Below are 13,011 nucleotides of genomic sequence, written 5' to 3' on the forward strand. Positions count from 1 at the left end.
GGGGAGGGTTAGGGAGAGGGGTACTGCACGGGAAGTCTCTCAGACTGGACACGAACAACGCGCAACAAGGCGCGCGCTGCTACTTCGCCTTCACGTTGCGCGGCTGGCTGTCGCGCATCAGGCGGTCGATGTGCATGCGGATGTGGGCGGCTTCGGCCGTGGTGTTGGCGAGCGAAATGGCGCGGTCGAAGGCGATGCGGGCTTCCTCGTTGCGGCCGAGCTGCATCAGGAAGGCGCCACGCACGCCGAAATAATGGAAGTAGTTGGCGAGCCGCGGCGCCAACGGCTCGATCATCTCGAGCGCGGCTTCCGGCCCCCTCACCTTGGAGACCGCAACGGCACGGTTCAGCGTGATCACCGGCGACGGCTGCATCACCTCGAGCGCGCCGTAGAGCAGGTCGATCTGGGTCCAGTCGGTATCCTCGGGCTTTTCCGCGCGGGCGTGCAGCGCGGCGATCGCGGCCTGCACCTGATAGGGCCCGCTGCGGCGGTGGCGCATCGCCTTGTCGATCAGCGCGATCCCCTCGGCGATCTGCTTCTGGTTCCACAGGCTGCGGTCCTGGTCGTCGAGCAGGATCACCTGGCCGTCGGCGTCGAAGCGCGCGGCGGCGCGGGCGTGCTGCAACAACAGCAGCGCAGTCAGCCCCATGATCTCCGGCTCGCTCTGGAACAGCCGCAGCAGCAGGCGAGCGAGGCGGATCGCCTCCTCGCACAGCGGCGAGCGGATTTCGGCGGTGTCGCCGCTCGCCGAATAGCCCTCGTTGAAGATCAGATAGATCATCGCTGCGACCGAGGCGAGGCGCTCGCTGCGCTCGACCGCGCCCGGCGTCTCGAACGGCACGTTGGCATCGGCGACGCGCGCCTTGGCGCGGGTGATGCGCTGCTCCATCGCGGCTTCCGAGACCAGGAAGGCGCGCGCAATCTGCTTCACTGTGAGGCCGGAGACGATGCGCAGCGCCAGCGCAATCTGCTGGGTCGGCGGCAGGTCCTTGTGGCAACAGATGAACAGCAGCCGCAGGATGTCGTCGCGGTAATGCGAGCCGTCGAGCCGCTCGGCGATCTCGTCCTCGGCATCGTCGAGGTCGGAGATCGCCCGGTCGTCGTCGGGCAGCGCCTCCTGCTTCTTGCTGCGCCTGATGTCGTCGATCGCGACATTGCGGCCGACCATGATCAGCCACGACGCCGGATCGCGCGGCGGCCCGTTCTGCGGCCAGCTCTTGAGCGCCCGCAGGCAGGCGTTCTGAAAGGCTTCCTCGGCGGTATCGAGATTGCGGAAGTAGCGCAGCAATGCGCCCACCGCCTGGGGACGCGCCGACGTCAGCGCGGCATCGATCCAGGCGGTGTCGGTCACGCTCACGGCTTCATTCCCTCCTTGGCTCCCCCCGGAGTGAAGTAGCCGACCGGACGGATCTCATAGGTACCGCCGGGATTGGCCTCGCCGAGGTCGCGCGCGATATCGAGCACCTCGTCGAGGTTCTTGCCCTCGACCAGATAGAAGCCGAGCAACTGCTCCTTGGTTTCGGCGAACGGGCCGTCCAGCACCAGCGGCGGGTTTTCCTTGCGCAGCGTGGTCGCGGCCGTGGTCGGCAACAGCCGCGCCACCGGGCCGAGCTTGCCCTGCTTGGCGAGCTTGTCCTGCACGACGGACAATTTCTGCATGACCGAGGCGTCATGCTCCTTGCTCCAGGAGCCGACCATGTCTTCGTCATGATAGCAGAGGATGGCGTACAGCATCGAAAAGGCATCTCCGTTCATTGCAAGAACGAACGATTATGCCCGCTGCCGACAGGCGGCGCGAAAGAAATTTCGGTTCCTGATGCCGACGATGAATTGGCCGAGGCTCGTCGCAAAGCCATGGCGGTGGCGCCAGGCCATCACCGCAACGAGGATGCTGCGATCACCAGTAGACGCCGTAGCGGGCGGCGATCCGGCGCGCCTTGGCTTCGTCGCTCTCCCGACGGCTCGCCTGGCTCCGCTTCACCGGACGCGACACGTGCGCCCTCGGGGCCTCGGTCGGCTGGGCCTGCGACGGCGCGGGCTGGGCCTCGGCTTGGTCAGGAGCAACGGCCGGTTGCGCCTGGGCGGGCGTATCGGCGTTCGCGAGCACCAGACCACGGCTCTGGCCGGCGTCAGCGGTGGCAGCGGAGGCGATGATGACGCCGCGGCCAGGATCAGCTTGCGCATGGAAGTTCTCCCCGGTTGATGGCAGGAGACTAGGGAGCGGGTCGGACCTGCTCTGTGATATCAATCACATTGAAATTGGAGGTATCTGGATGGGTAAGGGCGCATTGGCGCTGCTGATCAACGGCGGCTCGGAAAACTGGTCGTCGGCGCGCTGGAAGGCGCGGTTCGACGCGATCTGCCCGGACCGCCCCGTCGTGCTGCTGCCGGACCCGGCGCTGGATCCCGCCGAAGTGCATTATGCCGCGGTGTGGAAGCCGAAGCCCGGCGAGCTCGCTTCATTCAAGAACCTGCGCGTCATCTTCAACCTCGGCGCCGGCGTCGACGCGCTGATGGCCGACCGCTCGCTGCCCGACGTGCCGCTGGTACGGGTCTCGGTTGGCGACCTCACCGACCGCATGACCGAATATGTCGTGCTGCATGTGCTGATGCATCACCGCCAGGAGCTGTACTTGCGCGAGTCGCAGCGATTGAAGCGCTGGGCGCCGGACTATCAATGGGCGGCGAACGCCATCACCGTCGGCGTGATGGGGCTCGGCACGCTCGGCGCGGCCGCCGCGCAGGCGCTGCGCGCGCTCGGCTTCCGCGTGGTCGGCTGGAGCCGCAGCGAGAAGCGGATCGACGGCATCAATTGCTACCACGGCACCGACGGGCTCGACGCATTCCTGCGCGCGACCAACATCCTGGTCTGCCTGCTGCCGCTGACACCCGACACGCGCCATGTGCTGAACCGCGATGCATTCGCCAAGCTCAACCGCAGCAGCCCGCTCGGCGCGCCCGTGATCATCAATGCCGGCCGTGGCGGCTTGCAGAACGAAGCCGACATCCTGCGCGCGCTCGACGACGGCACGCTGGGCGCCGCCTCGCTCGACGTGTTCGAGACCGAGCCGCTGCCCGAGGCGAGCCCGTTCTGGAGCCATCCGAAGGTGGTGCTGACGCCGCACAACGCCGCCGACACCGACGCCGACGAGATCTCGAAATACGTCGCGGCGCAGATCGCACGCTTCGAGCAAGGCGGGGAGCTCGAGAACCTGGTCGATCGCAAGCGGGGATACTAAGACCGGCGGGGCCATAAAGGCAGTGTCGTCCCGGGCAAGCGAAGCGCGACCCGGGACCATAACCACCTACGTTCGTGATCAAGAAAGCTGGGGCCCCAGCTTGCCGCGACAACGACAAGCCGTGGTTATGGGTCCCGGCTCCGTGCGCAAGCGCGCACTCGGCCGGGACGACAAGTGGAGAGTCCACCGCCTCAGCCCATCTCGGCAATCACCTCCGCGAGGCGGTCGTAGGCGGGCGCGACGCCCTTATCGATGCCGGAGTTGAGATGGCCGTCACGCGCCTCCTTGGTCGGATGGCGGATGGTGGTGGTCAACGTGGTGGTGCCGGCTTCCTCGACGAAGGTCGAGATCACCAGATATTCGTCGCTGGTGAAGCCCGGCATCGAGAAGGTTTCGCCGAACGCCAGCCGCTCCGGACGAACCACTTCGCGATAGGTGCCGGTGAGTTCATGCTCTATGCCCTCGGACGAGCGGAACACGAAGCGATAGGCGCCGCCGACCCGCAGGTCGACCTCGCACACCGGCATGGCGAGCGTCTCGCAGCCCAGCCAGCGGACCAGAAACTCCGGCTTGGTCATCGCATCGAACACGAAGCGCCGCGGCGCGTCGAACTGGCGCGTCATCGCGAATTCGAAATCCGACGGGGTGGTGATCTTCAGCGTCTTATCCACGCGTGCGTCCACGTTGCTTCTCCTTTGTCATACCAAAGCCTTCTTTCCGATCAGATCGGGACGAAGCTCCGGACTCTTGCTTTGACGCGTTTTCTTCACGCGAACCGGTGCCCACTTCGCTTGAAAACGCTTTGCCTTTACGCTTGCGCGGCGGGACCTTCGCGGCCTCCTCCGCCTTCATCTCCTCGAGCAGTCCGTCGAGGCGGTTGAAGCTCTCGTCCCAGAAACGGCGGAAATTCCCGAGCCAGCCATCGACCTGCTTGAACGAGTCGGGCGCGATGCGGCACGGCCGCCACTGCGCCTCGCGCCCGCGCGAGATCAGGCCGGCATGCTCCAGCACCTTCAGATGCTTGGAGATCGCCGGCAGGCTCATGTCGAACGGCTCTGCCAACTCCATCACCGAGGTCTCGCCGAGTGCGAGCCGCGCCAGGATCGCGCGCCGGGTCGGATCGGCCAGCGCCGCGAAGGTCGAACTGAGGGGGTCCAGCGGCATATACTTAGCTCATTGGTTAAATAACCTATAGGTTAAGTACGCCCGAACGCGCTCCGCGTCAACGGCCAATTTTGGCCGCCGACGCGGGCGCGAGCCGACTACGATTTGCGCGCGAAGGTGATGTGGGTGGCGTTCGGGCTCGCGACGTGTGAGACGACGGCATAGCCGAGCGCGGGCAGATCGAGCCCTGCGAACAGATTCTCGCCGGCGCCGAGCAGCACCGGCGACAGCGCCAGCTGCACTTCGTCGAGCAAGCGTGCCTCTAGGAATTGGCGCACCAGCGACACGCCGCCGCCGACCCGGATGTCCTTGTCCCCGGCAACGGCACGCGCGCGCTCGAGCGCGGCGTGAATGCCTGACGTCACGAAGTGAAACGTGGTGCCGCCTTCCATTTCGATGTCGGGCCGCGCGTGATGGGTCAGCACGTAGGTCGGCGTATGATACGGCGGATTGGGGCCCCACCAGCCTTTCCAGGCATGATCCGGCCACGGCCCGCGGATCGGACCGAACATATTCCGCCCGAGGATCCAGGCGCCGATATTCTCCATCGCCTTGCGCGCGATCTCGTCATCGAGGCCGGTGCTGCCGCCGTCCTGGCCGAATGTCTGGCGGAACGTCCGGGTCTGGAGGAACCAGCCGGGCAACACCATGCCGCCTTCGCCGAATGGATTTTCGAGACTCTGACGCGGTGCCGCGCCAAATCCGTCGATCGAGACCGAGAATGCTGAAGTCCTGACTTTTCCCATGATGTTCCGTTTCCGTGAGTGGGGAGACCTTACGGAAGACGGGTCGGAAAACCAGCACCCGACATTTGCTGCTGAAGATTTTTGTCGCCTCTAATTGGCCCGGCACATCAGGTCGATGGCCCCCTTCACGATCGCCTCGAGTTCCCGGCGCGGCACGCGGGCGCGGGCGCGGATCGCGATGGTGTGGATGGTGGCGGATGCAAGGTGCGCCAGCGCCGCCGGGTCGGCGCCATCAGGCAGCTCGCCGCGCTCCTTGGCATGGCGGAAGCAGATGCCGAACGCCTTGTCGAGCTCGGTCAGACCCTCCAGCACCATGGCGCGGATATCTGGATCCGACACCGCCTCCGACGCAGCCGTCATCACCGTGAAGCAACCGCGCGGGCCGGACTCGCCGGAGAGATAGATGTCGAGCGCGATGCGATAGATGCGTTCCAGCCGCTCGCGCAGCGGTGCATCGGCGCGGAAGATGTCGACCATCGCGGCGCGCGCGTCGTCGCGATAGCGCTGGTAGCTCTTGATGTAGAGTTCGCGCTTGTCGCCGAACGCGCCATAGAGGCTCGGCCGGTTCATGCCAGTCGCTGCACTCAGATCATCGAGCGAGGTCGCGGCAAAACCGTCGCGCCTGAACAGGTCGAGTGCCTTGCCGAGCGCGACGTCGGGCTCATAGGCGCGCGGCCGCCCGCGCCGCTTCGGCGCGACGGGCGCTGCAATTTTGGCAGCAGATGGCGGCTTCTTACTTTTTTGTACCATTTCGCATTAAATTCCTTGACCGGACAAATATTATCCAGGACAGTACAAAAATCAACAACGGCCGGGACACCCGCGCCGGACACCGCCAAGGAGGCACCCCATGGACCTTTATTTCTCGCCGCTCGCCTGCTCGATGGCGACCCGCGTCGCGCTCTATGAAGCGGGCCAGCCGGCCAACTACCTCGAAGTCGATCCGAAGACCAAGCAGGTGCGCAACGACGGTTCCGACTTCAACAAGGTCAACCCGCTCGGCCTGGTGCCGACGCTGCGCACCGACGACGGCGTGGTGCTGACCGAGAACGCCGCGATCCTGCAATATGTCGCCGACCAGTTTCCGCGGGCCGGCCTCGGCACCGCCTCGAACGCCGAACGCTCGAAGCTGCATCAATGGCTGTGCTTCATCGGCACCGAACTGCACAAGGGCCTGTTCCTGCCGCTGCTCGACAAGAAGGCGCCGCCGGAGGCTAAATCCTACGCACTCGAGAAATACGTCTCGCGGCTCGACTATGTCGAGGATCATCTGAAGGGGCGCGAGTATCTGCTCGACCACTTCAGCGTCGCCGACGCCTATCTCGTCACGGTCATCAACTGGACGATGGCGACGCCGCCGATCGAACTCGCGAAATGGCCGGCGCTGAAGGCCTACTACGAACGGCTGCGGTCGCGGCCTTCGGTCGCGAAGGCGGTCGCGGAAGAGTTCGAGCTCTACAAGGCCGAGATCGCCCGCCACAAGGCGGCGGCGTAAGCTTCTCCTTCTCCCCGCTTGCGGAGAGAAGGTTGGATGAGGGGGAGTTTCCGCGAGGTCGCTAAGAGACGAACTCGCGGAGACTCCCCGTCACCCGGATCGCATCTGACGATGCGATCCGACCTCTCCCCGCAGGCGGGGCGAGGTGAAGTATCGCCGTAGGCTGCGCGCCGCGGTCAGCATCCTCGGCAAATCGAAAGCTTGCGCGTATCGAGCTCTCCAGCGGCAGGTTGCCCCTGCCCTGCGGGCCGTTCCATAAAGACCGGCTGGAAGTGCTTCCATTGATCGTAATATTCGGCCGGCAAAGTGAACGGCTGGCAGTCAGTGATCGCTCGCAGCGCACTCGCTTGATAGGCTCGCGCATAATCTGACGCAGCCGGCTTACTCCCCGGCAACACCTCGGGTTGCCCATCCAGTTTACCCTCTCGCGTCAGCTTGACCACGAACTCAACCTTCATGCTCGCGGCCTCGTCACCGACGCGTACAGGCTTCCTCCAACACCTCTCGACCTGATGCCTGAACATCGGTCCCCAGGTGTCGGGCCCGCGCATCTCACTTTTCGCCGCGCTTGGCTGAATTGGAATGGCTAAGAAAGCGCTCGCGAGGAGGAAGCCCGTGAACACAAGGGCTGTAGAACGTTCAATTGACATGGAATGAGTCCGGCAGACGCGTTGAGGTTGCAATCGCCGAATAAACCGATCGTGATCGAGACTTGCAAACGCTTTCGATCGGCCGGGCAATATCCCGTAGCCCGGATGAAGCGCAGCGCAATCCGGGAGCGGTGCGATCGCTCACCAGGCGTCGGGACGACAACTAAAACGGACTATCCCCCAACCCCGGCACATCGGCCGGCCGCGGGCCGGGCGCGGGCCAGTGGAAGCGGCGGTCCTTCTCCGAGATCGCGATGTCGTTGATCGAGGCCTCGCGGCGACGCATCAGGCCGTGCTCGTCGAACTCCCACTGCTCATTGCCGTAGGAGCGAAACCAGTTGCCGCTGGCATCGTGCCATTCGTACTGGAAGCGCACCGCGATGCGGTTGCCGTCGAACGCCCAGAGATCCTTGATCAGGCGGTACTCCTGCTCCTTTTCCCATTTGCGGGTCAGGAAGGCCACGATCGCATCGCGCCCCTGAAACACCTCTGAGCGATTGCGCCAGCGGCTGTCCTCGGTGTAGGCGCCGGCAACCCGAACCGGGTCGCGCGAATTCCAGGCATCTTCCGCCATGCGCGCCTTCTGCGCGGCGGTCTCGCGGGTAAAGGGCGGCAGTGGCGGGCGTGACATCGGCGATCCCTCGTTGTTGGCAGCACAAATCTATCGCGACGCGACAGAGAGTCGATGGGGCGTTCGCTATCGCCCGATAGTTAGGCCAAATCAGCCTTCATCAACGCTCGAATGGATTTCGGGATCGGCTGCGCACGGCCGCCGCTGACGAAGGCAACGCGGACCTGCGCCTTCACAAGCACGTCATCACCGCGCCGGACCTCCTGCGCCAGCATGATGGAGGCACCCTTCACCGCGATCGGCCAGGTCACGACATCGAGCATGTCGTCCATCCGCGCGGGCTTGAGGAAGTCCAGCGTCATCGAGCGCACCACGAAGGCGAAGCCGCCGGTCTCCTCCTGCGCCTCCTCGAACAGCGCATTCTGTTCGGCGCCCATCAATCGGAGGTGATTGGTGCGCCCGCGTTCCATGAACCGCAGGTAATTGGCGTGGTAGACGATGCCGGAAAAGTCGGTGTCTTCATAATAGACCCGGACCTGCATATGGTGCCGGCCGTCGCGGATCGCGCCGTCGATATGGGGTAAGGTCAATTGCGGCCCCTCGATTGAGGTCGTTTGAGCATGATCTCTTCGGAAGCTTTTCCGGATCAGGCTCTGGAACAACAATCGTGTTGCGCAAATTCCTCGATCACGCAAGCGCGATCAGGACACCACAGGTCCCTTTGCACCCAGCGTCACCTGCACGATCTCGGGCGGCACGCCGAGGCGGAACGGCATGATGCTGCAGCCGAGGCCGCCGGAGACGACGACGTCGCATTTCAGCTTGATATGGCCATAGGCGAGCCGCATGCCGTGCTTGACGGGCACCGCCGGCGACCAGCCGAGCAGCCGGATCTGACCGCCATGGGTGTGGCCGGACAGTTGCAACGCGACGCGCGAGGGCACGCGCAGCGCAACGTCGGGCTCGTGCGCCAGCAGGATCACCGGCGCATCGTCGGTGACTTTCGCGAGCGTCCCGTTGAGATCGTCGACGCCGATGCGCCTGATCTCGCGATAGCGTCGCGCCGCCATGAAGGCGAGCTGGTCGCCGAGACCGGCGAGCCAGAACGGGCGGCCGTCCTTGACGAGCCGCACCGCGTCGTTCTCGTAGACCGGGATGCCTGCGCGCTCCAGCGCGCGACGCGCGACCGGCGTACCCTGCCCCTGCCGCTGCACCGTCTTGTCTTCCCAGTAATCGTGATTGCCGAGCACCGCGTGCACGCCGAGCGGCGCCTTCAGGCCCTTGAGCACCGCGGCCCATTCGGACGCCGGAATGAAGCGCGTAACGTGGCGCAGTCCCGCGACATAGTCGCCGAGCAGCACGATGATGTCGGCATTGAGCGCGTTGGTCCGCTCGACGATCTCCGAGATGCGGTCGAGCGACATCCAGGGATCGCAGGCGTGGATGTCGGCGAGCGCGGCGATCCTGAGCGGAAAGTCCGACGGCCATTGCCGCGGCGACAGATCGTAGCGCGTCAGCGCGAGCCGGACGACCGGCTCGCTGACGCCGTAGGCTGCGGTCGAAGCGGAAGCGGCGGTCAATCCGCCGAAGCCGCGAAGAAAATGACGACGTGAGATCATGGACGTGTGATCGGTGATGCCTGAACGACCATAGGCCCGTTGATTGGAGCGAAATTGGGCCGCGTTTGTGCAAACGGCCTGCAGACGCTACGCAATGGTTAGCGCGCAAGGCTACCGGCCCGCGCGATGCGCTGCATCAACACGTCTATTCACGTCTTCGAGAGCGCTGGCCTAGTCGTCGTCGCCGTTGCCGCCGAACAGGCCGAACTGCGAGGGGTCGCGGTTCGGCTCGGCGAGGCCGAGATGGCGGAAGGCATGCGAGGTCAGGAGCCGGCCGCGCGGCGTGCGCTGCAGATAGCCGCACTGGATCAGATAGGGCTCGATGATGTCCTCGATCGCATCGCGCGGCTCCGACAATGCCGCCGCCATGGTCTCGACGCCGACCGGCCCGCCGCCATAGTTCAGGGCGATGGTGGTGAGATAACGCCGGTCCATCGCATCGAGCCCGGCGCTGTCGACCTCGAGCGCGCTCAGCGCGCGGTCGGCGATGCCGCGATCGACGGAATCAGCATCGGCCGCGGAGGCGAAGTCGCGCACCCGGCGCAACAGTCGGCCGGCGATGCGCGGCGTGCCGCGGGCGCGGCGCGCGATCTCGTTGGCGCCGTCCGGGCTCATGCCGATGTTAAGCACGCGGGCGCCGCGGGTGACAATCTTCTCCAGCTCTTCCACAGTGTAGAAGTTGAGCCGGACTGGAATGCCGAATCGGTCGCGCAGCGGATTGGTGAGCAGGCCGGCGCGCGTCGTCGCGCCGACCAACGTGAATTTCGACAGCTCGATCTTCACCGAGCGTGCCGCGGGACCTTCGCCGATGATCAAATCGAGCTGGAAATCCTCCATCGCGGGATAGAGCACCTCTTCCACCGCCGGGCTCAGGCGGTGGATCTCGTCGATGAACAGCACGTCGCGCTCTTCCAGATTGGTGAGCAGCGCCGCGAGATCGCCGGCTTTCGCAATCACCGGGCCGGAGGTGGCGCGGAAGCCGACGCCGAGCTCGCGCGCGACGATCTGCGCCAGCGTGGTCTTGCCGAGGCCGGGGGGACCGACGAACAGCACGTGATCGAGCGCCTCGCCGCGCTTCTTGGCGGCTTCGATGAAGATCGAGAGATTCTTGCGCGCCTGGGCCTGGCCGACAAACTCCGTCAGCGACTGCGGACGCAGTGCGGTGTCACCGACATCGTCGGAGCGGCGTTCGGGCGTCACGATGCGCGAGGGCGTGTTCACTTCGACAATTCCTTAAGCCCCAGCCGGATCAGCTGCGCGGTCTCGGCGCTCTCACCGGCGCTGCGCGACGCGGCGGCGATCGCGGCGGCGGCCTGCGGCTGGCCGTAGCCGAGATTGACCAGCGCGGAGATCGCGTCCGTCACCGGGCGCGGCGCGCGGTTGTTGTCGATCGCGCCCGAGAGCTGCACCACCGCGGGATCGACATCGGCAAAGCCCGGCGCCTTGTCCTTCAATTCGCTGACGATGCGCTCGGCGACCTTCGGCCCGACGCCCGGCGTCCGCGCCACCGCCGCCTTGTCGCGCAGCGCGATGGCATTGGCGAGATCGGTCGGCGGCAGCGTGCCGAGCACCGCGAGCGCGACCTTGGCGCCGACGCCCTGCACGGTCTGCAGCAGACGAAACCACTCACGCTCGTGATCACTGCGGAAGCCGAACAGCTTGATCGCGTCCTCACGGACATAGGTCTCGATCGAGAGCACGGCCGCTCCGCCCGGCGACGGCAAGGCCTGTAGCGTGCGACCCGCGCAATGCACCTGATAGCCGACGCCGCCGACGTCGAGGATCACGTAATCCTCGCCGTAGGAATCGATCAGCCCCTTCAGCTTGCCGATCATAGGTTCGCCACCCTGAGCCGCAGCGCCGCGCTCTGGCGGTGATGCGCGTGGGTGATCGCGATCGCGAGTGCATCCGCGGCATCCGCGGACGGCGGCTCGGCTTTCGGCAGCAGGATCTTCAGCATCACCTGGATCTGGTTCTTCTCAGCATGCCCGGCGCCGACCACGGTCTTCTTGACCTGGTTCGGCGCGTATTCGGCGACCGAGATACCGAACATTGCGGGCGCCAGCATGGCAACGCCGCGGGCTTGGCCGAGCTTCAGCGTGGCAACGCCGTCCTTGTTGACGAAGGTCTGCTCGACCGCGGCCTCTGCCGGCCTGAAGTCGCCGAGCACGGCGGCAAGCCCTTCATGGATCGCGAGCAGCCGGCTTGCCAGCGGCAGATCATCCGGCGGCTCGACCGAGCCGCAGCCGATATAGACCAGGCGGTTGCCTTCGGTCTCGATCACGCCCCAGCCGGTGCGGCGGAGACCCGGATCGATACCGATGATGCGGACGGGAGAGCGAATCGGCTGGGCTGTCATGGGGTAGTGATACCGCCTGCGCCGGGAGAACGAAACACAAACGGAGGCTCATCCCCTGCTCCGCTTGTCATCGCACCGTGCTGGTCATCCAGCCGTACTCGTCATCCCCCGCGAAAGCGGGGGATCCAGTACGCCGCGGCTTCTCGGATCAAACACCGGCCTCTGGAATACTGGATCGCCCGGTCGGGCCGGGCGATGACAGCAGTGCAAGCGACTAGCCGCCCATCTTGGCGATCAGCGCGTCGGAGACCTCGAAATTGGCGAACACGTTCTGAACGTCATCGTGCTCGTTGAGCAGGTCCATCAGCTTCAACAGCTTCTCGCCGGTCTCGTCGTCGACCGAGACGGTGTTCTGCGGCTTCCAGGTCAGCGCCGCCTTGCGCGGCTCGCCGAACTTCGCCTCCAGCGCCTTTGCCACTTCGCGGAAGGTATCCTGCGAGGCGTAGACCTCGTGGCCGCTTTCGCTGGAGACGACGTCGTCGGCGCCGGCCTCGATCGCGGCGTCCAGCATCGCGTCGTCGGAGGCAACCTTGGCGTCGTATTCGATGATGCCGGTGCGATCGAACATGAAGGCGACCGAGCCGGTTTCGCCGAGATTGCCGCCGGACTTGGTGAAGAACGAGCGGATGTCGGAGGCGGCGCGGTTGCGGTTGTCGGTCAGCGCCTCGACGATGACGGCGACGCCGCCGGGGCCATAACCCTCGTAGCGGATCTCGTCATAGTTCTCGCCCTCATTGCCCGCGGCCTTCTTGATGGCGCGGTCGATATTGTCCTTGGGCATGTTCTCGGCGCGGGCTGCGACCACGGCGGCACGCAGCCGCGGGTTCATCGCCGGGTCCGGCGTGCCGAGCTTGGCCGCCACGGTGATTTCGCGGGCCAGCTTGCCGAAAAGCTTCGACTTCTGAGCATCCTGCCGGCCCTTGCGGTGCATGATGTTCTTGAATTGGGAATGGCCGGCCATGCGACGTCTCTTTGGAGCTTAGGGTCTGAACAGGGATGGAAAACGCGGCCTTATAGGCCCCTCGCGGTCAAAATCAAAGGATCGGCGGGGCCCTCCGGCCCGGGAATACTACCGCAAGCCGGAATATGAGGCACTTGTTAACCATGACTTCATGCCCCGATGCGAGGATCGCCGCCGTCCCGCCGTAACTTTCCCAGAGCCCCCGGA

16 protein-coding genes and 1 pseudogene are annotated in these 13,011 nt (G+C 65.4%); 2 read left to right on the forward strand and 15 right to left on the reverse strand.

Annotated elements, in window-relative coordinates; translation table 11 throughout:
* Positions 1–79: 79 nt before the first annotated feature.
* From ALC15_RS25975 to ALC15_RS43510, 3 genes are all read right to left on the reverse strand, one after another.
* Complete coding sequence (locus ALC15_RS25975) at positions 80–1,357, reverse strand: RNA polymerase sigma factor (RefSeq protein WP_050629725.1); 1,278 nt, start codon at positions 1,355–1,357, stop codon at positions 80–82.
* Entirely contained in the window at positions 1,354–1,734 is a 381-nt protein-coding gene (locus ALC15_RS25980) for a YciI family protein (protein WP_050629806.1), read from the reverse strand. Before ALC15_RS25980 ends, ALC15_RS25975 begins: the two co-directional genes overlap by 4 nt.
* 163 nt (positions 1,735–1,897) lie before the next feature.
* Positions 1,898–2,107 (reverse strand): hypothetical protein, encoded by a 210-nt coding sequence (locus ALC15_RS43510; RefSeq protein ID WP_128089584.1) that lies wholly within the window; start codon positions 2,105–2,107, stop codon positions 1,898–1,900.
* Between the two features lie 166 nt (positions 2,108–2,273).
* Between ALC15_RS43510 and ALC15_RS25990 the strand changes: the two genes are divergently transcribed.
* A complete protein-coding gene (locus ALC15_RS25990; protein ID WP_050629727.1) occupies positions 2,274–3,239 on the forward strand; it encodes a 2-hydroxyacid dehydrogenase in 966 nt (321 codons plus the stop codon).
* A 191-nt stretch (positions 3,240–3,430) separates the two neighbouring features.
* On the opposite strand, the gene ALC15_RS25995 is transcribed toward ALC15_RS25990, so the two are convergent.
* From ALC15_RS25995 to ALC15_RS26010, 4 genes and pseudogenes are all read right to left on the reverse strand, one after another.
* Positions 3,431–3,922 (reverse strand): SRPBCC domain-containing protein, encoded by a 492-nt coding sequence (locus ALC15_RS25995; protein ID WP_094194099.1) that lies wholly within the window; start codon positions 3,920–3,922, stop codon positions 3,431–3,433.
* Positions 3,923–4,076: 154 nt separating this feature from the next.
* Positions 4,077–4,403, reverse strand: a pseudogene (locus ALC15_RS46520) (ArsR/SmtB family transcription factor); the annotation flags it as partial.
* 98 nt (positions 4,404–4,501) lie between these two features.
* The gene (locus ALC15_RS26005) at positions 4,502–5,149 is read right to left on the reverse strand and encodes a dihydrofolate reductase family protein (protein ID WP_050629728.1); all 648 of its coding nucleotides are present in this window, start codon (positions 5,147–5,149) and stop codon (positions 4,502–4,504) included.
* A 90-nt stretch (positions 5,150–5,239) separates the two neighbouring features.
* The gene (locus ALC15_RS26010) at positions 5,240–5,899 is read right to left on the reverse strand and encodes a TetR/AcrR family transcriptional regulator (RefSeq protein ID WP_050629729.1); all 660 of its coding nucleotides are present in this window, start codon (positions 5,897–5,899) and stop codon (positions 5,240–5,242) included.
* Between the two features lie 100 nt (positions 5,900–5,999).
* On the opposite strand from ALC15_RS26010, the gene ALC15_RS26015 reads away from it, so the two are divergent.
* Positions 6,000–6,644 carry a glutathione binding-like protein gene (locus ALC15_RS26015; RefSeq protein WP_050629730.1) on the forward strand — a complete coding sequence of 215 codons (645 nt, stop codon included), beginning with the start codon at positions 6,000–6,002 and terminating at the stop codon, positions 6,642–6,644.
* Positions 6,645–6,820: 176 nt separating this feature from the next.
* Here ALC15_RS26015 and ALC15_RS48180 read toward each other — a convergent pair whose 3' ends face one another.
* The 8 genes from ALC15_RS48180 to ALC15_RS26055 all read right to left on the reverse strand — a co-directional run bounded on the left by ALC15_RS48180 (position 6,821) and on the right by ALC15_RS26055 (position 12,804).
* On the reverse strand, positions 6,821–7,294 hold the full coding sequence (locus tag ALC15_RS48180) for a hypothetical protein (protein ID WP_050629731.1): 474 nt from the start codon (positions 7,292–7,294) through the stop codon (positions 6,821–6,823).
* 163 nt (positions 7,295–7,457) lie between these two features.
* Positions 7,458–7,925 carry a nuclear transport factor 2 family protein gene (locus tag ALC15_RS26025; protein WP_050629732.1) on the reverse strand — a complete coding sequence of 156 codons (468 nt, stop codon included), beginning with the start codon at positions 7,923–7,925 and terminating at the stop codon, positions 7,458–7,460.
* Positions 7,926–8,005: 80 nt separating this feature from the next.
* Positions 8,006–8,407: a tol-pal system-associated acyl-CoA thioesterase gene (gene ybgC / locus ALC15_RS26030; RefSeq protein ID WP_430649191.1), complete on the reverse strand. Its 402-nt coding sequence runs from the start codon at positions 8,405–8,407 to the stop codon at positions 8,006–8,008.
* 159 nt (positions 8,408–8,566) lie between these two features.
* Positions 8,567–9,484, reverse strand: coding sequence for a metallophosphoesterase (locus tag ALC15_RS26035; RefSeq protein ID WP_050629734.1), 918 nt, complete (start codon positions 9,482–9,484; stop codon positions 8,567–8,569).
* Between the two features lie 171 nt (positions 9,485–9,655).
* A complete protein-coding gene (gene ruvB, locus ALC15_RS26040; RefSeq protein WP_050629735.1) occupies positions 9,656–10,705 on the reverse strand; it encodes a Holliday junction branch migration DNA helicase RuvB in 1,050 nt (349 codons plus the stop codon).
* Entirely contained in the window at positions 10,702–11,319 is a 618-nt protein-coding gene (gene ruvA, locus ALC15_RS26045; RefSeq protein ID WP_021076496.1) for a Holliday junction branch migration protein RuvA, read from the reverse strand. The genes ruvB and ruvA overlap by 4 nt, the downstream gene beginning before the upstream one ends.
* Complete coding sequence (gene ruvC, locus ALC15_RS26050) at positions 11,316–11,843, reverse strand: crossover junction endodeoxyribonuclease RuvC (RefSeq protein ID WP_050419558.1); 528 nt, start codon at positions 11,841–11,843, stop codon at positions 11,316–11,318. The genes ruvA and ruvC overlap by 4 nt, the downstream gene beginning before the upstream one ends.
* A 214-nt stretch (positions 11,844–12,057) precedes the next feature.
* On the reverse strand, positions 12,058–12,804 hold the full coding sequence (locus ALC15_RS26055) for a YebC/PmpR family DNA-binding transcriptional regulator (RefSeq protein WP_050629736.1): 747 nt from the start codon (positions 12,802–12,804) through the stop codon (positions 12,058–12,060).
* Positions 12,805–13,011: the final 207 nt, after the last annotated feature.

The sequence above is a fragment of the Bradyrhizobium viridifuturi genome (assembly GCF_001238275.1).
In the GTDB taxonomy this organism is placed as follows: domain Bacteria; phylum Pseudomonadota; class Alphaproteobacteria; order Rhizobiales; family Xanthobacteraceae; genus Bradyrhizobium; species Bradyrhizobium viridifuturi.